The organism is Corynebacterium sp. HMSC06G04, from assembly GCF_001807365.1.
Lineage (GTDB): Bacteria > Actinomycetota > Actinomycetes > Mycobacteriales > Mycobacteriaceae > Corynebacterium > Corynebacterium simulans.
This window is the reverse complement of sequence record NZ_KV788608.1, coordinates 17,256-34,113: the sequence shown is the minus strand read 5'-3', so window position 1 is coordinate 34,113 and position 16,858 is coordinate 17,256. Positions and strand designations below refer to the sequence as shown.

The 16,858-nt window shown below is 58.5% G+C and carries 18 protein-coding genes; 6 read left to right on the top strand and 12 right to left on the bottom strand.

Annotation, left to right across the window (positions count from 1 at the left end):
• Positions 1-82: 82 nt before the first annotated feature.
• The 3 genes from HMPREF3158_RS04520 to amn all read right to left on the bottom strand — a co-directional run bounded on the left by HMPREF3158_RS04520 (position 83) and on the right by amn (position 3,541).
• A complete protein-coding gene (locus HMPREF3158_RS04520; RefSeq protein WP_061919935.1) occupies positions 83-1,483 on the bottom strand; it encodes a SulP family inorganic anion transporter in 1,401 nt (466 codons plus the stop codon).
• 95 nt (positions 1,484-1,578) lie between these two features.
• Complete coding sequence (locus HMPREF3158_RS04515; RefSeq protein ID WP_061919934.1) at positions 1,579-2,094, bottom strand: phosphoribosyltransferase; 516 nt, start codon at positions 2,092-2,094, stop codon at positions 1,579-1,581.
• A gap of 43 nt (positions 2,095-2,137) precedes the next feature.
• On the bottom strand, positions 2,138-3,541 hold the full coding sequence (gene amn, locus HMPREF3158_RS04510; protein ID WP_070497478.1) for an AMP nucleosidase: 1,404 nt from the start codon (positions 3,539-3,541) through the stop codon (positions 2,138-2,140).
• A gap of 319 nt (positions 3,542-3,860) precedes the next feature.
• Between amn and HMPREF3158_RS04505 the strand changes: the two genes are divergently transcribed.
• Positions 3,861-4,838, top strand: coding sequence for an esterase/lipase family protein (locus HMPREF3158_RS04505; RefSeq protein ID WP_083291043.1), 978 nt, complete (start codon positions 3,861-3,863; stop codon positions 4,836-4,838).
• Here HMPREF3158_RS04505 and HMPREF3158_RS04500 read toward each other — a convergent pair.
• The 5 genes from HMPREF3158_RS04500 to HMPREF3158_RS04480 are packed head-to-tail and all read right to left on the bottom strand — an operon-like array spanning position 4,835 to position 9,851.
• Positions 4,835-5,083, bottom strand: coding sequence for a hypothetical protein (locus tag HMPREF3158_RS04500; RefSeq protein ID WP_070433347.1), 249 nt, complete (start codon positions 5,081-5,083; stop codon positions 4,835-4,837). The two genes, HMPREF3158_RS04505 and HMPREF3158_RS04500, sit on opposite strands and share 4 nt — an antisense overlap.
• A gap of 44 nt (positions 5,084-5,127) precedes the next feature.
• Positions 5,128-5,937 (bottom strand): heme ABC transporter ATP-binding protein, encoded by an 810-nt coding sequence (locus HMPREF3158_RS04495; RefSeq protein ID WP_070497476.1) that lies wholly within the window; start codon positions 5,935-5,937, stop codon positions 5,128-5,130.
• Entirely contained in the window at positions 5,934-6,998 is a 1,065-nt protein-coding gene (locus tag HMPREF3158_RS04490) for a FecCD family ABC transporter permease (RefSeq protein ID WP_061919926.1), read from the bottom strand. The genes HMPREF3158_RS04495 and HMPREF3158_RS04490 overlap by 4 nt, the downstream gene beginning before the upstream one ends.
• Complete coding sequence (locus HMPREF3158_RS04485) at positions 6,982-8,034, bottom strand: heme/hemin ABC transporter substrate-binding protein (protein ID WP_070497474.1); 1,053 nt, start codon at positions 8,032-8,034, stop codon at positions 6,982-6,984. The genes HMPREF3158_RS04490 and HMPREF3158_RS04485 overlap by 17 nt, the downstream gene beginning before the upstream one ends.
• Before the next feature lie 29 nt (positions 8,035-8,063).
• Entirely contained in the window at positions 8,064-9,851 is a 1,788-nt protein-coding gene (locus HMPREF3158_RS04480) for an HtaA domain-containing protein (RefSeq protein WP_070497472.1), read from the bottom strand.
• A gap of 91 nt (positions 9,852-9,942) precedes the next feature.
• On the opposite strand from HMPREF3158_RS04480, the gene HMPREF3158_RS12720 reads away from it, so the two are divergent.
• On the top strand, positions 9,943-10,494 hold the full coding sequence (locus HMPREF3158_RS12720; protein WP_141740995.1) for a hypothetical protein: 552 nt from the start codon (positions 9,943-9,945) through the stop codon (positions 10,492-10,494).
• Here the strand turns inward: HMPREF3158_RS12720 and HMPREF3158_RS04475 are convergent.
• The 3 genes from HMPREF3158_RS04475 to bioB are packed head-to-tail and all read right to left on the bottom strand — an operon-like array spanning position 10,394 to position 12,569.
• Positions 10,394-11,317 carry a Sir2 family NAD-dependent protein deacetylase gene (locus HMPREF3158_RS04475; RefSeq protein WP_062036340.1) on the bottom strand — a complete coding sequence of 308 codons (924 nt, stop codon included), beginning with the start codon at positions 11,315-11,317 and terminating at the stop codon, positions 10,394-10,396. The genes HMPREF3158_RS12720 and HMPREF3158_RS04475 overlap by 101 nt on opposite strands.
• A gap of 29 nt (positions 11,318-11,346) precedes the next feature.
• Complete coding sequence (locus tag HMPREF3158_RS04470; RefSeq protein WP_070497470.1) at positions 11,347-11,589, bottom strand: biotin synthase auxiliary protein BsaP; 243 nt, start codon at positions 11,587-11,589, stop codon at positions 11,347-11,349.
• Entirely contained in the window at positions 11,589-12,569 is a 981-nt protein-coding gene (gene bioB / locus HMPREF3158_RS04465; protein WP_070497468.1) for a biotin synthase BioB, read from the bottom strand. Before bioB ends, HMPREF3158_RS04470 begins: the two co-directional genes overlap by 1 nt.
• Before the next feature lie 77 nt (positions 12,570-12,646).
• On the opposite strand from bioB, the gene HMPREF3158_RS04460 reads away from it, so the two are divergent.
• The 4 genes from HMPREF3158_RS04460 (at position 12,647) to HMPREF3158_RS04445 (ending at position 16,635) form a co-directional block, all read left to right on the top strand.
• A complete protein-coding gene (locus HMPREF3158_RS04460) occupies positions 12,647-13,954 on the top strand; it encodes a M20/M25/M40 family metallo-hydrolase (RefSeq protein ID WP_062036344.1) in 1,308 nt (435 codons plus the stop codon).
• Positions 13,955-14,060: 106 nt separating this feature from the next.
• A complete protein-coding gene (locus HMPREF3158_RS04455) occupies positions 14,061-15,203 on the top strand; it encodes an HNH endonuclease signature motif containing protein (RefSeq protein WP_070497466.1) in 1,143 nt (380 codons plus the stop codon).
• Positions 15,204-15,211: 8 nt separating this feature from the next.
• Entirely contained in the window at positions 15,212-15,922 is a 711-nt protein-coding gene (locus HMPREF3158_RS04450; RefSeq protein ID WP_070497465.1) for a hypothetical protein, read from the top strand.
• Positions 15,923-15,978: 56 nt separating this feature from the next.
• Entirely contained in the window at positions 15,979-16,635 is a 657-nt protein-coding gene (locus tag HMPREF3158_RS04445) for a hypothetical protein (protein WP_070497463.1), read from the top strand.
• On the opposite strand, the gene HMPREF3158_RS04440 is transcribed toward HMPREF3158_RS04445, so the two are convergent.
• Positions 16,632-16,856, bottom strand: coding sequence for a helix-turn-helix transcriptional regulator (locus tag HMPREF3158_RS04440; protein ID WP_049062476.1), 225 nt, complete (start codon positions 16,854-16,856; stop codon positions 16,632-16,634). The genes HMPREF3158_RS04445 and HMPREF3158_RS04440 overlap by 4 nt on opposite strands.
• Positions 16,857-16,858 lie beyond the last annotated feature (2 nt).

Below are 16,858 nucleotides of genomic sequence, written 5' to 3'. Positions count from 1 at the left end.
ATGCTTACCTAACTTACCGAAACCAACTTAAAGTTAGGGTTACCTAAAAATCAATATTTAAGGAGAAAATCAACCAAAAGAACTACCTGTCTAACTTGCCGCTCAGACGCTCCAAGCGCTGCAAGCTCGCACCATCCAAGCCCCGGAATTCCACCTCGACCCCGCGGTCGGCATACTTTTCCTGCACCGAATCCAGCGTCGCCACCGTGGAGGCATCCCAAATTTCGGCGCCATTTAGGTCAATAACCACGTGCTCTTCCGGCAACGTGTAGTCGAAGGCATAAACCAGATCGTTCGAGGACGCGAAGAAAAGCTGCCCACGCACAAAGTAGGTGTTTCCCTCCAAGTCCACCGACACGAAATGCGCCACGCGGCGAGCAAAAGCCACCGACGCCGCCAGCACACCGGCGACCACACCCACTGCCAAGTTGTGGGTAAGCAAGGTGCCCACCACGGTTACCAGCATGACCACTGTTTCCGAAAGCGGCATAAGCCGCAGCGTGCGCGGGTTAATCGAATGCCAATCCACGGTCGTACCAGCGACAATAATCATCACCGCTACCAACGCCGCCATAGGAATGCGGCCGACGGTCTCCCCCAAGACCACGACGAGGATGAGCAGGAAGACGCCGGCGAGGACCGTCGACAAGCGCGTGCGTGCCTGCGCGCCCTTCACATTGATCATGGTCTGGCCAATCATCGCGCACACACCCATTCCACCAATCAGTGCGGACAAGATGTTTCCCACGCCTTGGCCTAAGGACTCGCGCGTCTTATCGGAGTGCGTGTCCGTAATGTCGTCGACGAGCTTCGCCGTCAGCAGCGATTCCATCAGTCCCACCAGAGCCACGCCAACCACGTAAGGAGCGATGAGCTCGAGCGTCTCCAGATTCAGCGGCACGTTCGGAATAAACAATCCCGGCAGGCTCGTAGGCAGCTCACCTTGGTCGGCCACGTCCGGGACCTTCCACCCGAAAGCAATAGCCAACACCGTGACCACCAGGATGGTCACCAAAGGCGCAGGGATCACCGTGGTCAGCCGCGGCAGCACCAGCATGATCACCAGCCCCATTGCCACCAGCACGTATACCATCCACGGCACATGCTTAAGATGCGGCAGCTGCGCGGTAAACATCATGATGCCCAAAGCGTTGACGAATCCGGTCATCACCGAGCGCGGGATGAAACGCATAAGCTTGGCGACGCCCAGCATCGCCAAGATGATCTGCAAGATGCCGGCCAGCATGATGGTGGCCACCACATAGTCAAGGCCGTGACTGTGCGACAACGGCGCAATAACCAAGGCCACCGCGCCCGCCGCCGCAGAAACCATCGCGGGGCGTCCGCCGGTGAACGCGATGGAGATTGCCATGATCACCGAGGCAAACAAACCTACGCGCGGATCGAGCCCCGCTAAGATGGAAAAACTGAGAACCTCAGGAATCAGCGCCAGCGCTACCGCGAGGCCGCCGAAGACCTCCATACGAAAGCGCGCTGGCGAAGAAAATGCATATTTAAAACTGCCGAGAACAGAAGTAGGTGCGGGTTGTTGAGACACCGCACATACTCTAGCGGCCCCTAGGCCCCTTCCCTAAAAGAACCGTCAACAGTGATAACAGGCAGAACCGACCACGCAAAATTGATCCAGGCATCTGTCTTTTTCCACGAGAAATCCGGCTCAAAGATGGTCGTGGGCTTGGTGTAAATAACGGCTGACTTCACCTCAGCGGCCGTTTCCGCCAGCAGGTTGACCACGAGATCGAGGGTCTTTCCAGAATCGGCCACGTCATCGACCACCAGAACCTTCTTGCCCTGCAAGGATTCGATATCCAGCTGCGGGTTAAGCAGAACTGGCTCGGGCAAGGTCGCACCGATGTCGGTGTAGAACTCCACGTTGATTGCGCCCATTTCTTTGACGCCGATTGCATAGCCGATGGCGCCTGCTGGGATGAGGCCGCCACGGGCCACGCCCACGATGAGATCAGGGAACCACCCAGAATCAATGACTTGTTGGGAGAGCGCTCGGCTTGCCTCGCCGAATGTTTCCCACGTGAGGTTCTCGCGTTCTGAGTTAAACCATTCTGGGACGCTCATGCGGCTTGCCTGCTCCTTCGACCGACGAATCTTTTCGTATAGTCTATCGGAAAGGAACCTCGCCCAAAGTTCTTCTGAGCTTTCTTGTGTGCAAACGGGAGGGATTTCCTGCTAGCTGCTCCACTGCGCGCACCGCGCACATCACGTGCGCTTCCTTAGAGTTCGAGTAAAAGGCCTGCGCTTGTGCGGGCAGCTTGGGGACGGCATGCAAAGGCAAATCGGAGACGGACAGAAGCGTGCCATAAGGAACGCGGTAGCGGTAACCGTTTGCCGCCAGCGTGCAGGACTCCATATCCACCGCCACAGCGGTGGAGTGCTGTAGCCACTCCCACAGGTCGCGGGAGGTGCGCCATTCCCAGTTGCGGTCGTCGGTCGAGAGCACCGTGCCGGTACGCATCAAAGGATTATCGTCACCGTAGACCTCCCGCACGGAGGCCTCCAGCATGCGCTGCACTTCAGGTATAGCGGGAATCGGATTCCCCGCGCCCACCTTGCGGTCGAGAATGTGGTCCTCGCGCTGATAGGCGTTACCCAGGATGAGGTCGCCGATACGCATGCGGCCGTCCAGTCCAGCGCAGTGCCCGATCATGATCCACGCCTCGGGGCGCAGGACAGCAAGGCAGTCCGTGATTGTCTTGGCGTTGGATGGACCAACGCCAATGTTGATCATCGTGATTCCGTCCCCGCTGGCCGTGATGAGGTCAAAGCGTGGCATCTGATAGCGGGAGGTTAGGGTGAGCTCGTCGACGTCGAGAAGCACGGCGTCATTCGAGTGGATCGTCTCCCCAGTAGGCAACACCAGCGCCGTGTAGCGGGAATCCTCTTTGGTGAGCTCGCGCAGGCCAAACTTCACAAACTCCGTGGTGTGCATGGCATAGTTGGTGAACAGGATGTACTTCTGCACCGTGTCGACCTCGATGCCGGTGTAGTGCTCGATGCGCGCGCACGCGATGTCGAAGCGCTGCGGGCCAAAGTGGAAGAGCGGTTTTTCCTTACCGTGGAAGGCCTTCCACTCGCCGTCGATGATGGCATCGTTGACCTCGTCCAGAGTGGGGCGCGGTATCTCACCGCGGTTCTCGGGCACTGAGCCGGCGTCACGGATGTACTCCGGTGGAATGAGCTCATTCGACTGGCCTACGTAAATGTCACAGGGATAGTTCTCCGTCAGCCTTGATAGCTGCTCCGTGAGGTAATCACGCAGGAGCTGAGGTTTGGAAATGACGGCAGAAAAGCGGCCAGCTTGGTCCACATATCCAAAGGGTTCGGAACGGTCGATGGGCTGCCATTCGCGCACGTGCACAGTGATTTTGGGATAGACCACGTGCCTATAACGATCGAAATCCCCCGTCGCGAGGGATTTACGCGCGACGGAGCACGAGCTGTCATAGAGCTCGATGAGATGGCATACTGCCTCTTCAACAAAGTGGGCATGCTGCAGGTCAGTCATGCCAGCGAGTGTAATTCGGGTACACCATTTCGGCAGCTTCAACGGTGCCGGGAAACCGTCGAGGGACCGCTAGACTGCCCCAAGGCTATTGAATTAACGAGGGCCCGCCAGCTGCGCACTGGCGGGCCCTCTCCCCATGACTAATCTTCGGCACCTGGTAAAGAAGTGGAGCGCATCTTCCCAAGTAACCGCCCGTGATTAGGCAAGCCTTAGTTTATAAAACTTTTGGATGATGGTCAAGCGTTTTCCAAAATTTTTAAACTGCTTCATAAAACTGCCCATGACGTGCATAAATGGATCAAGGGTACAATTTTGACACATGGCACCAGATCCGATCGTTGAATTGCGAAACTCAATCTCCGCGCAACTCGGGAAGTTTTGGCGCCCCAGTGAAGACTCACCGCGCTATGGAATCGCAACCCCTGCAACCGCAATCGCGTTGCGCGAGGACGTCTCCCAAGAAATCGCCTCGCGCCTCCACGCACGCCCCGACTCCACGCCCGGAGAAAAGATCCTAGAAGCGGACACCGCAGCCACCCTCCCCCTCGGCGCACGCATCAAACCCCGCGGCATCTTCGAGGACGATTGGTCCGCCCACCCAACGCCGGAGCGGCCCTGGCCAGTAATCCTCATTCACGGCACCTGCGACACTAAAGGCATCTGGCAGCTGCTCGGCACCCAACTCCGCGAGGACGGATGGGCAGTTTTTGCCCCTGACTACGGCAACCGAGCAACCCAGCCCATCCCTGAGTCTTCTCAACAACTGGGCTCCTACATTGATGCAGTCCTCAACGTTACCGGCGTAGAAAAAGCTATCCTCGTCGGTCACTCTCAGGGTGGGCTGTTAGCCCGTTACTGGATGCGCATCGATGGCGGCGCCGAAAAGGTCCGCCATCTCATCTGCCTAAGCTCCCCCAACCACGGCACGACGCAGGGCGGAATCGTCAGCCGACTTGTGCGCAGCGGACGCCAAGAAGCGGTGATGCGCTCCATCATTGATGGTTGGTTCGGACCAGCCGGCATGCAGCAAATCGTCGGAAGTAAGATCCTCCTCGATACAAACGTCGACGGCGACCTCGAGCCCGGCGTGACCTACACGTGCATCGCCACGAAGAACGACGCCGTGGTGGTTCCTCCCGAGACGTGCTTCCTAGACGGCAGCAAGGTCAAGGACGGCACCGTGCGCAACATCTACGTTCAGGACTTCGACAAACGCGCCGTCGTCATGCACGAGGACATGCCACTGGACAAGCGTGTGCACGCCATCGTACGCACGCTCCTTAAGCTCATTAACTAGATGCTCGGCAGCGCTGGCATTGCGGGAAGTAGCCCCGATTTCATGATCGCATGACCGATGATGGCAAACATTCCACCGAGCGCGGTCAAACCCAAGATGTAATTCCATGCTTCAGCGAAGCTGGAGGTCTGTTGCGGTGCTGGTTCCGCACAGGTTTGGGTGGGGTCGCATGTTTGCTCGGCGCTCGCCTGCGGTGCCAAGAGAAGGGAGCTGGAGAGCGCGACAACAAGGGCTAGTTTTCGCATGATTTTTCCTTAGACAAAGTGTTGAGATTTGAGTATTGGTCGATTTAAATGTTGGACAATTTGTATGTGGAGATAAGTGAGTCGATGCCCGTGGGCGGACAGCGCTGCGGCAACACGCACAGCCGGCCATCGATCTCAGCTACCGTGATGTCCCATCCATAAACCTCGGACAAGACCGCATCGGCGTAGACCTCCGGCACGGTTCCGTGGGCCACCACCTTCCCGTCCGCCATGCACACGATGTGATCGCAATACGCGGCAGCAGCGTTGAGGTCATGCAGCACCACAAGGACTACAATTCCGCCTTGCTTAGCCAGTGCTTGGGCCAAGGAAAGTACCTGCTCCTGATGGTGGATATCCAGGGCAGCGGTGGGTTCATCGAGCAAGATAACCGGGGTTTGCTGCGCGAGCACACGGGCCAAAGCAACCCGTGCCCGCTCACCGCCCGACAGCGTAACGACGTCACGGCCGGCCAGATGCGCGACGTCGGCAGCAGCTAAGGCCGCGGCGACGATCTCTTCATCCTCAGCCTCAGATGAAGTGCCCGCCCACGGACTTCGGCCCATCGCAACCACGTCGCGCACTAAGAACTCGAAGGACACTCCAACATCCTGCAGCATCACTGCCCGCAGACGGGCCAGTTCGTTTGGGGAAAGCCCCGTGGGGTCAAGCCCAGCCAGCTGTACGCTTCCGGAGTATTCAAGGTCTCCCGCGACCGCGGCCAATACCGTCGATTTGCCGGCGCCATTCGGCCCGATGAGACCCGTAACCTCGCCAGGTTGTGCGTCGAAAGAAACGGCGTCGACAAGCTTGCGGTGCCCAATTTCAACAGTAAGTCCCCGCACCGAAATCATGAGTGCATCCCCTTTCGCATCATCCGCCGCAACAACACAAAGAAACAGGGGCCACCCACTAGCGCGGTGAAGATTCCGATGGGCAAGTCCGCAAAGGGAATCAGCGTACGTGCAGCAACGTCGGCAAACCCGATGAGTACCGCGCCAGCAAGAGCCGAGGCTGGTAACAAGATTTTGTTCGCAGGCCCCACGATGGTGCGCAACAGGTGCGGCACGATGAGTCCCACGAAACCGATGAGGCCAGCAAAGGACACTGCGCCCGCGGTCAGCACCGCAGAAGCAACGATCGCGGCGATACGCAACCTTTGGACGTTGATGCCGATATGCCCCGCCGCGCGTTCGCCCAAGGCTAAGGCGTCGAGCTGCTCACCCAAGCGGAAAGCCACGAACGCTCCTAATGCAGCCACTGGCAGCACCACCCAGACGTGCTTCCACTGCGCGCCGTTGAGGGATCCCATTTGCCAGAAAATGATCTGCTCCCGGTTGGCGGTGGGCGCCAGATAAACCATGAAGGAGATGACCGCATTGCACACTGCGTTAATAGCGATGCCGGTCAGGATCAGGTTGACAACGGCCACGCGTCCGCCATGGCGAGCGAGTTGATAGATCAACGCGGTAACGGCAAGTGCCGTGAGAAAAGCTGCGGCAGGCACGATGAAGGTGCCCAGCAAGGAGACGTTGAAGACGATGACCACGGCAGCGCCCACGCCAGCGCCGGAGGTCACGCCGATGATGGAGGGCTCTGCCAAGGGGTTGGCAAAGACGGCCTGCATCAAGGTGCCAGCCACGCCAAGCGACGCCCCGACCAAAAAGCCCAGTGCGATTCGTGGAAGGCGAATCTCCCACACCACATTGGCGGACAAGGCCTCTTGGTGCGGACCGCCGGCAAGGATTGGAAACAGATCCTGCACAGGCACGTAGTACTGGCCCAACACGATGGAGACCAGCGCAGCGGCACACAGCAGCACCGCCAGGACGATGAAGACCCACGTTCTTTTGCGCTGGCGCTTCTCAAAAACGTCAGGCTGTGCGTTCAGCGTTGTATTAAGCGTCTGGAGCATAAACTGCCTTCGCCAATTTGATGAGCGTCTGCCCCGTCATCGGCCCGAAAGCCAAGGATTGCCCATCCGGGATGGTGACGATTCTCTGCTTCTTTCCGGCAGTGGTCTGTGCGACACCTGGGCGCTGCATGAGGCCGTCGATTCCGCCGGTCGACTCCAAGCCGTTGGTCATCATGATGATCACCTCGGGGTCGATCTTGGCCAAGGCCTCGGCGTTTGCTGGTTCGGCGTAGGACAGATGGTTTTCGGTTCCGAGATCCACACCACCGACTCCCTCGATGAGGTCGCGGGCGCCCGTGCCCTCTCCCATGATGAAGAAGACACCACCGTTGCCACGCGCGTAGAGGAATGCCATGCGCATGGGCTCGTCTGGCACCAGCTCGGCGATGGCGGCCTTCGCCTCATCGATTTCCTTAATTGACCTCTCCCCCAGCTCCTTTGCTTCTTCGGGCAGGCCGACGACCCCGCCAAGCTTCGCAATGTCCTCGCCAACCGAATCGATGGTGCGCTGCGGTTCCATGACCACAGTGGTCACGCCAGCGGCGCGAATCTGATCGATTGCGTCGCGCGGCCCGATGGAGTGATCGACAATCACCAGCGTGGGCTCGAGCGAGAGAACAGCCTCAACATTGATATTGTGTCCGCCTTCGGTAACCACCGGCAGATCCTGCAGGTTGGGTTCGGTTGAGGAAACAGTGCGACCGACGATGTTGTCCGCTAGGCCTAAGCCAGTCAGCGATTTGGTGTAGGTGCCATAGATGTCGAGAGCCAAGATGCGCGAGACGTCATTGACGGTCACATCGTTGCCGTCAGCGTCCGTGAGTTCTACTGGCAGCTGCGGTTCCACGGAATCCGCCACTGGTTCGATGTCTTTGAAGTCGCTGACGTTACTTAGTCCGGTAAAGGAACGAGGGTCGCTCACGCTATCTGCTGCGGGCAGTTCACTCGTTAGGTCCTCATACCCGCCTTGGACGCCACACGCGCCGAGAGTCAGCGCGCACACCAGCGTCAGAAAAATAGCGGAGAGTTTTTTCATGTTTTAGGTCTTTTCTCTTTTTAAGCTGGTTAAGCCGGGTTCTGCATGACCAAGCGGCTGGTAGAGCCGCCCGCGATCACGAGTCCGGCGATGAGCAGCAGCAGGTAGGTGCGGGAGTCGCCCCACTCAAAGCCCTTGTCCTGCGCTGCGGCAGACTTGATCTTGAAGTTGCCAGATCCGTCCTGGTAGCCCTGCGACTCGCCGCCTGTCAGCGATGCTGCGTCTGCGTTCTTGCCTGCCGCGCCAGCACCAGTAGATCCGGATTTAGATCCGCCGGAGGTGCCCCCGGCGCCAGAGCCACCGCCTGTGACGGCAGCGCAATCTGCGCTGCCTCCTAGGTCTGCACTGATGGAGAGCGGATCCAGCTGTGTGCCTGGCTCATAGAAACCAGCAAAAGCCTCGGAGCCGGTCTCGCTCAGGGCCACGCTCGCCTCACCTTGTAGGGAGTTTTCTCCCACGTCGAGGGAGCTGAAGCTGAGATCACCGATTACGGTTCGGCCAAAGTCCTTCTTTTCGCCTTCCATGTTGGAAGAGCTGACGTCACCAATCAGCTGCCCGGAGTTGCCGTTGAAGGTGACCGCGAGATTGGAGATATTAAGATCGAGTTTGCCGTGGTGACCGCTAAAGTGCATCGAGCCGGAGTACTGAATGCTGCCTGCGTTCCCGTTTACAGCGCCGGAGTTGCCGTTAAAGGTGAAGCGCTCATTTTCGTAACCCACTGCGTTAAGGTCCCAGCGGCCCTGCGCAATCGAGCCAGTGATGTAGGACTGGAAGGACTTCTTTACACCCCATGCAGCGCTAGCTTGGGTAACGCCAGTGGCCTCGCACTTCTCGTCCCCGTTGCCAGCGCTTCCTGCAGCCGCAGCTCCTGCAGCCTGCGTTCCCGTTTCGGCCTTGGTTCCTGCGGACTGGCTTCCGTTTCCGGAAGCTGTAGACGCACCCGTACTCTTGGTGTCACCACCTTTTTGCGCTGCGCTGTGCGATGCCCCGTTGGAGCCGCCTGCCGCAGTACCACCGGAATTACCAGCGGAATCGCCATAAAAGGACTTGAGCTGGCTCAAGAATTTCTCGGTGTTACCCATGAACGTGGTGATGCCATTCATGGTGTCGTTAGTCTCGGACAGGATTGCCATGGCCTCTTCGTTGAAGCCGGTAAATTTACCAGTGATCGACGTTGGGACATCGCCGGTGCCTTTGCCTGCCGCGCAACTACCATCAAGGCCCACGGTTCCCGAGGAAGGATCCAAGGCTTCGCCGGGCTCGTAGAAGCCGGTGAAGAGGCGATTTCCGCCCTGCGTCAAAGTGGTGGAGCCGGTGAGGTTGACCGAGCCGCTCTCGGGTTTGACCGGATTCTGCAGGTCAATAATCGCAATGACTTCATTGTCACCCCGGATTTCCTGGCCTCGGGCCATGGCGGATCTATCGAGCTCGTAAGAGACGTAGTCCACCGAGATCTCTGCGCGGTTTCCCGAGGCGTGGACTTGGAAGTCGGACAAGTTCATGTCAAGGACGCCGTTGTGCCCCTTGAAACTGAGGTTTCCGTTGAAGGGGATCACCACCGAGTCCCCTTCCACACTGGCCTTTGTCGGCGTGAAGGTAAACGCACCCTGACCGCGTTCATCACCTGTGAAACCAATGCCATTTGCGCCCCACGAACCATGTGCAATGTTGCCTTTGATGTAGTTGCGGAATGATTGCTTAATTCCCCAGTTCCAGGTGCAGTTTTCTGCCGCATGGGCTGTTTGGGGTGTCAGCGCAGCGGCCGGACCTGCAACCAAGAACGCGGAGGCAAGGCATGCAAGAAGGGTTCTTTTCATGAGAGTGAGTCACCTTAACGAAGAGATTTAGATAGGCTAGGCTTACTTAATGCATGTTATACTTACCTAACTTAAAAGGCAGGCGTCAACCGTGTACCCCTCTTTGACCACAGAAAACACCCCCTCCGTGGACGCTTTCCGCAACATTTACCCCGATGTAGATCCAGCAGTCGGCCTACCGCTCACGGTAGGCGAACGCATCGCCATCGCCGTGGCCGTAGCCACTCTCGTATTCGGCGGAGCAACCGGGAACCTCATCGTTGGGGCCGCTGGGCTCGCATTTGTCCTTTTCTGCGCCGTGGCTCAAACGCACAAACCGCAGCGCCGCATCCGCGCGGAAGCACGCGGGCGCTTCCCCAACCTCAATTGGTATGAAAACACCACCGTGGCATCCGGCTACGTCATCCCCTCCCTGTGGTTGTTGATCATCGCGGGCACGCTGGCGGCGTGGTGGTTCACGCCGGTCAAGTACTTACTTCACGTAGGTGTACTCAGTGCACTCGTTGCGGCACTCATCATTTGGTTTATGCCGGGCCTGAACCCTATATGGACAGCTCGTCGAGCAGCTCGTCAAAAGCCGGACCAACCTGCGTCCGCCACAGCGTATCCACACGATTATCCCCACGCCCCGGACCACCGTTAATCACGGATACCCGCTTACCCGCTTTCTTGGCGTCGAGCACAAAACGGAAACCGCTCATCACGGCCAGCGAGGAGCCCACCACCAGCAGGGAGCGCGATCCAGCCAGAATCTCATAGGCCGCATCCTTCTTCGCGGCCGGAACCGGTTCCCCAAAGTAGACCACGTCCGGCTTGAGGAGCAGTGAGCCGCACACAACGCAGGGCGGCATCACGAACTCATCGACGGCCTCCTGCGAAAGCGCCACGTCACCGTCCGGGTTGACCTGGTCCTCGCTGACCCCCCAGCGCGCTAAGAAGCCCGGGTTGAGGGTCTCCGCGCGGACGTCGAAAAGCTCGCGCTCTTCCACGTTCCCGCAGTTCAGGCAAACCACGTGCTTCATGTCACCGTGCAAGGCAACGACATTTTTCTGCCCCGCCTCCTTGTGGAGGCCATCGACGTTCTGCGTGACAAGCCCACTGAGCAGCCCGGCGCGCTCGAGCTCCACCAAGGCGTAGTGCGTGCGATTCGGGCGCGCAGTATCCATCACGCGCCAGCCCACAAAGGCACGCGCCCAGTAGCGGTGCGAGGCCGCGGGATCGTGCCGAAACTCCTGGTAAGTCATGGGTCGATGCCTGCTCAACGAACCTTTCGGGCCGCGATAATCCGGCACGCCCGACTCCGTGGACACCCCCGCCCCCGTGAGCACCATGACGCCACCTGCACGCAGTTGCTTGGCGACGTCGCTAAGCGCAAGCCCTGGCTGCGTCGGTTCCGCGGTCTCCGTGACGACGCGCTCAATAGAACGCAACGCGGACTTGTGGGCTAATTCAACGGCGGGATCCATGCCTCCAATTTAGGACAACTCGGGCCAAGCTAGGGAAGGGTCTCCACGTAGAGCCAATCCGAATCCAACTCTCCGTGGCGCGAACACTTCGTACTCCAACCGTCCGGGCGGACCTGCGCCACCATGCGCCGCCCGCAGATCTGGCAAAAACGCGGCACGTCCAAGCCGGCTGCCGCCGCTGGATGCAGGTGCGCGTCTTTAAACGGCTCGCCGGTATTCGGATGGAAGATTGGCTCCTTCCCTGCCAATACGGCAGCAGCCAACTCATCCATTACAGAGCCTTGATCGGCAGATCGATGCGGCCCAGCATGTCGACGTCCTTTTCAATCTGACGGCCAAGCGTGGTCAGGTAGTTGCCCGCAATGATCGCGTTGATGCCGCCGAGCAGACCCTTCTCCGTGCCGTCGTCGCCAAGCGAAAGCTCGCGGCCGCCTGCAAAGCGCAAGGTCACAGACGGCATCGCCAAGCGGAAAGCGGCAACGGCGCGCAGCGCTTCACCCAGCGGAACCAGCGGGTAATCCGCAAATGGGGTGCCGGGGCGCGGATCGAGGAAGTTCATTGGGACCTCGCAAGGCTCGATCTGCGCGAGCTGGTACGCGAACTCGGCGCGATCCTCCAAGGACTCACCCATGCCGATGATGCCGCCGGAGCATACTTCCATGCCCACCGCGCGCACGTTCTCCAGGGTCTCCTTGCGTTCATCCCAGGTATGCGTAGTCACCACGTTGGGGAAAAAGGAACGGGAGGTCTCCAAGTTGTGGTTGTAGCGCTGGGCGCCCATGTCCTTCAGGCGCTGCGCCTGCTCGCGCGTGAGCGTGCCGAGCGAGCAAGAAATCTCGATATCGACTTCATCCAAAATCGCCGGGATTGCCTCCGCGACCTGGGAAAGCAAGTTCTCATCCGGCGACTTTACAGCGGCAACGATGCAAAACTCCGTCGCACCAGTCTTGGCGGTCTTCTTGGCGGCCTCCACCAACTCCGGAATGTTCAGGCGGGCCGCACGCACCGGGGACTCAAAAAGACCGGACTGCGAGCAGAAATGGCAATCCTCCGGGCAACCGCCGGTTTTAATCGAGATGATTCCCTCCACGGAAACATCCGGGCCGCACCACTTCAGGCGGGTCTGGTGCGCAATGTCTGCGATTTCCTCGAGCTGCTCATCCGGAACCTGCAGCACTTCCAGCAATTCTTCTTGGCTGAGACCAATTCCCTGGCCTAGGGCTTTATCACGGGCGATATCGATAATGCTCATGGAGAGCAGCGTACTTGAACGTCGTTCAATTTTTGTTAAAAGAACCGAAATTTCACCCGGCGACTACCCTTAAACGCATGACGCTTTACGACGACACCCTGGAACTACTGCAAGAACTCATCCGCAATGCCTGCGTCAATGACCTCACGCCGGACTCCGGCAACGAGGTGCGCAACGCCGACACCTTGGAGAAGTTCTTCGCGGGCACCGACGTCTCCATCGCGCGTTATGAATCCCACCCCTCGCGCGTAAGCATCGTTGTCACCGTCCCAGGCGATCCAGAAAAAGAGCCGCTTACCCTCATGGGACACACGGACGTGGTTCCCGTTGACGAGCCAAAGTGGACCAAGCCGCCTTTCGACGCCCTCATTGAAGACGGCAAGCTCTACGGCCGCGGCGCCGTCGACATGCTCTTTATTACCGCCTCCATGGCGGCGGTCACCCGCAAGATTGCTCAGGAGGGCAACCCGGGCGGCACCCTTGCATTCGTAGGCATGGCCGACGAAGAAGCCCGCGGCGGGCTCGGAGTGAAGTTCATGTCGGAGCAGCACCCGGATGCGTTTTCGTGGAAGAACTGCCTGTCCGAGACCGGCGGTAGCCACCTACCCGACGCAGTGGGCTTTAATGTGGGCGAAAAGGGCGCCGGCCAGCGCCGCATCCACGTGCATGGCGACGCCGGCCACGGATCCACGCCCTATGGCAAGGACTTTGCAATTTTGAAGATCGGCGAGGTCGCACGCCGCATCGCCGCTGCTGAACCGCCGGTTGCTTCGAATGAGATCTGGGAGGGATTCGTCAAGACCTTCAAGTTCGATCCAGAAACAGAGGCGGCACTAATTGCAGGTACCGGCGATTACTCGAAGTTCGGCGATCTTGCCGCGTACGCTCACGCCTTTAGCCACACCACCATCGCCGAGACCGTCCTACGTGCTGGCGGCGCAATCAACGTGCTGCCTTCCCACGCCTACCTGGAGATGGATATCCGCCCCTTCCCAGGCCAGACCCAGGATGAGCTCGATGACTTCCTGCGCGAGGCGCTAGGAGATCTTGCAGACGAGGTTGAAATCGAGCACCTGATTACGGAAGACGCCACGCAATCTTCTACCGATACGAAGCTCTGGCACGCGATTGAGGCAACCTCCAAAGAGTTCTTCCCTGATAAAGATGTGGTTCCAGTCCACGCCACGGGTGGTTCCGATCTGCGTTTCGCGCGCCGTATGGGCGGCAACGCCTATGGCTTTGCCATGCACGCCGAAGCCCGCGATATGGCGAGCGCCAACTCCCAGCTACACAGCCACGACGAACATCTTTATCTCGAGGATTTGGAGCTTACAGTACGCGCTTATGACTCACTTGTAACACGCTTCCTCTCTTCCGAAAAGTAGGTCACTACCTGGGAAAATCGGCGTCGGCAAGCCGTGTCCGGGGCATGTTTTAAAGTGTGATTCGTAAGTTAGTTCGAAACACTTTAACGGTGAGGAACCTCTTGCTATGAAAGTGCCCTACCACTCTCACACCAACCCCGAAGACGAAATAGCCCAAGCCGCCGCACAAATCCGGCATGCAGAGCTGCGCTTCTGGCGCGAGCATCTGCCGGAGTTCGATAACGATATTGAGCTCGCGGTGCAGAGAATGTTTTCTGCCACCGGCGTTAGCCCTACGCGCATATCCAAAATTTTCATGGCTTTAGATCGTCTCGAATCCATGCCAGAACTACATGCTCTCCAAGAGCGCTATCTCCACCTAGATTTAGATCGGCTTATCGCCATCAACGAGTCCTTAGACAAGCTTGGGGAGCCGCTTGCCGGCGCCCTCGCCCGCATCGACGCAGGCATCACCAAGTACCTCACGCCAAAGCGTGCGAACCAAGTCCCGCCCACGCAAGCAAATATCAAGCGCAAACTCAATGAGCTCATTAGCGCCGAAGATGACACGATTGCCCTGCAAGATACGCGCCGCCATGGTCGATACAGCACCGACCCATTCTCCGTAACGCTGGAAGCAGATCCAGAAACCATCGCGAGCGTCGACCAGGCGGTACGCACCTTCGCCGAGGCCGAGCAGATTCCACTCGCTCAGGCCATGACGCGCCTCATCCTCGGCGAGGCCCAGCCAAAGGTTATCCTGCACACCTACCAAGCAACTGACATCCCCGGCGCGCCAACCTTCATCCAAGGCCATGGTTGGTCCCGTACTCCCGTTTCCCCTTCGGAGGTCCACGAGGTCGACCCATACGCCGAGAGCAAGAGCTACACCACTCCGGCGAACATTCGAAAATACGTCGAAGGCCGCGACGGCACCTGCCGCTACCCGGGCTGCAACCATCCGGCCTATAAATGCCAGACGGACCACCGCATCAACTTCGCCGACGGTGGCCCAACAACCCCCGCAAACCTTGCTTGCTTGTGCCAACACCACCACAACACCAAGACGGATGGCACAGCCTTCTACATCATGGATCCATACACCGGGGATATCTTCTGGCTCTTCGAAGATGGGACGTGGAAAGCCACCGAGCCCACCGGGCCCATCGCTGAGAAAAACTGGGCGCAAACTTTCGCGCAGGCCATCGCAAGTAGGCGTCGCCAGGCCCACGAGCAGGCCGTTGCTTTAAAGGAGGAGATAAAGAGCTAGTTACAACCATGCCCCGCACACTGCTCATTAATTCCATCCTCGCCGCCATCATCGGAACCACCATCATGGTATTCCTACACGAATGCGCGCATTTTCTCACCGCGTTGGCATTGGGACATCCCGCCAGCCTCTCTGCGTTCGCGGTGACCCATAGCGAAGATATCCCAACGCACACCGCTTTGATTGCGGCCGCCGGGCCTATCTTTAGCCTGCTCAGCGGTATCATCTGCTCGCTGCTACAACCGAGACGCCTGGTGTGGATCTGGTTCAGCTTTGCTTCCATCATGGAAGGCGTGTGTTATTTCGTCATCACGCCCGCTGGCGCTGGTGACACAGCAACGGTTGTGGATGCACTCGGTTGGCCCGCATGGGTGCAATTAGTCATGTGCGCGGTGGGTGTGGCAGGCATGTTCGCCACCGCTTGGCACTTTGCGCCCTACATCAAGCGCTTTGCCGGCGATGATCGCAAAGCCCAGTGGGCAATGGCATTCTGGCCGTGGCTCATTGGTGCCGCAGCGATGTGTGCTCTGCAGCTACTTTATGTTGCTGTCAGTAACGTATCGCTGAGTATCGGCGAAAAATCCTCGTCGGCATTTCCGACTTCGGCGTGCTCACCTTCGCCCCGATGGGTTTCATCTTCCGCGGCCGGTGGAGCGAGGTTGAACAAGAACCGCTGCGAACAAACCTCATTGGCGGAATCATCGTGCTTGTTGCCTTGATTTCAGTGAATATCTGGATCTCTACTTAAAACAAAAATTCCATTTATAATTTTTGCATGAAAAAGATCTCTTTCATTCTTATCGCCGCACTTCTTTCTGGTTGCTCCCAGCAAGAACCCGCAGCACCAAAGCCGCCAGCTTCCGCCCACGATCACATTCTCTCCGCAGAAGATGCGCCAGAAGGATACGAATACTCAAACATCAACGAGCTAATGAGCACCGAAGACCAAGCTCTCACCGAGGACCTCGTCTCCAGCGACTCCGAAAAGACCACGACCCCCGAGCAATGCGCACCGCTTGCCACCTCAGCGATGGATTTCATCGCCAAGATCTACAAGAATCCGGATACATTCTCCGCCGCCGATTTCAGCGCTGGGGATATCAATGCCACGGTCTCTCTCAGCACGAACCCAGAGACGCTCCCCTTCCCCGCTGACCTCGCTGAATGTGCTTCCTTTTCCAATGACGTCAGCGGAATCGTCAGCGATTACTCCACCACACCGCTCGATTTGCAGATAGAAGGCGCCGAGAACCTGCAGGCCGCAAAGGTAACCATCGAGAACGCTGGGAACCCGCTAGTCGGTGAACCTGGCGAGAGCGAATTCGTGGCGCACGCGCTTGTCGACGGCGCCGTCGTCAGCGTCAGCTCGCACGATGAGCAAGCACTCCGCCAGCTCATGGAAAAGCAAGTAAATAAGGTGGCAAACCGCTAAGACAACGGCGGGAATTCATCCAAGGAAAAAACGGATTCCACCGACACTCCAAAATACTGCGCAATACGCAAAGCAAGATGCAACGACGGTGCAGACTCGCCGCGCTCTAGGTACCCAATCGTCTGATAGTGAATGCCTAGGGCCTCGGCGAGTTCACGCCGGCTGATTCGCCGGTCAGTACGCATCACAGCGATGCGGTTGTGAACTATGTCTTCAGTCATTT

Coding starts and splice junctions, on each gene's coding strand:
- HMPREF3158_RS04520 (WP_061919935.1), bottom strand. CDS start 1,483: ATGGAGGTCTTCGGCGGCCTCGCGGTAGCGCTGGCGCTGATTCCTGAG.
- HMPREF3158_RS04515 (WP_061919934.1), bottom strand. CDS start 2,094: ATGAGCGTCCCAGAATGGTTTAACTCAGAACGCGAGAACCTCACGTGG.
- amn (WP_070497478.1), bottom strand. CDS start 3,541: ATGACTGACCTGCAGCATGCCCACTTTGTTGAAGAGGCAGTATGCCAT.
- HMPREF3158_RS04505 (WP_083291043.1), top strand. CDS start 3,861: ATGGCACCAGATCCGATCGTTGAATTGCGAAACTCAATCTCCGCGCAA.
- HMPREF3158_RS04500 (WP_070433347.1), bottom strand. CDS start 5,083: ATGCGAAAACTAGCCCTTGTTGTCGCGCTCTCCAGCTCCCTTCTCTTG.
- HMPREF3158_RS04495 (WP_070497476.1), bottom strand. CDS start 5,937: ATGATTTCGGTGCGGGGACTTACTGTTGAAATTGGGCACCGCAAGCTT.
- HMPREF3158_RS04490 (WP_061919926.1), bottom strand. CDS start 6,998: ATGCTCCAGACGCTTAATACAACGCTGAACGCACAGCCTGACGTTTTT.
- HMPREF3158_RS04485 (WP_070497474.1), bottom strand. CDS start 8,034: ATGAAAAAACTCTCCGCTATTTTTCTGACGCTGGTGTGCGCGCTGACT.
- HMPREF3158_RS04480 (WP_070497472.1), bottom strand. CDS start 9,851: ATGAAAAGAACCCTTCTTGCATGCCTTGCCTCCGCGTTCTTGGTTGCA.
- HMPREF3158_RS04475 (WP_062036340.1), bottom strand. CDS start 11,317: ATGGATCCCGCCGTTGAATTAGCCCACAAGTCCGCGTTGCGTTCTATT.
- HMPREF3158_RS04470 (WP_070497470.1), bottom strand. CDS start 11,589: ATGGATGAGTTGGCTGCTGCCGTATTGGCAGGGAAGGAGCCAATCTTC.
- bioB (WP_070497468.1), bottom strand. CDS start 12,569: ATGAGCATTATCGATATCGCCCGTGATAAAGCCCTAGGCCAGGGAATT.
- HMPREF3158_RS04460 (WP_062036344.1), top strand. CDS start 12,647: ATGACGCTTTACGACGACACCCTGGAACTACTGCAAGAACTCATCCGC.
- HMPREF3158_RS04455 (WP_070497466.1), top strand. CDS start 14,061: ATGAAAGTGCCCTACCACTCTCACACCAACCCCGAAGACGAAATAGCC.
- HMPREF3158_RS04450 (WP_070497465.1), top strand. CDS start 15,212: ATGCCCCGCACACTGCTCATTAATTCCATCCTCGCCGCCATCATCGGA.
- HMPREF3158_RS04445 (WP_070497463.1), top strand. CDS start 15,979: ATGAAAAAGATCTCTTTCATTCTTATCGCCGCACTTCTTTCTGGTTGC.
- HMPREF3158_RS04440 (WP_049062476.1), bottom strand. CDS start 16,856: ATGACTGAAGACATAGTTCACAACCGCATCGCTGTGATGCGTACTGAC.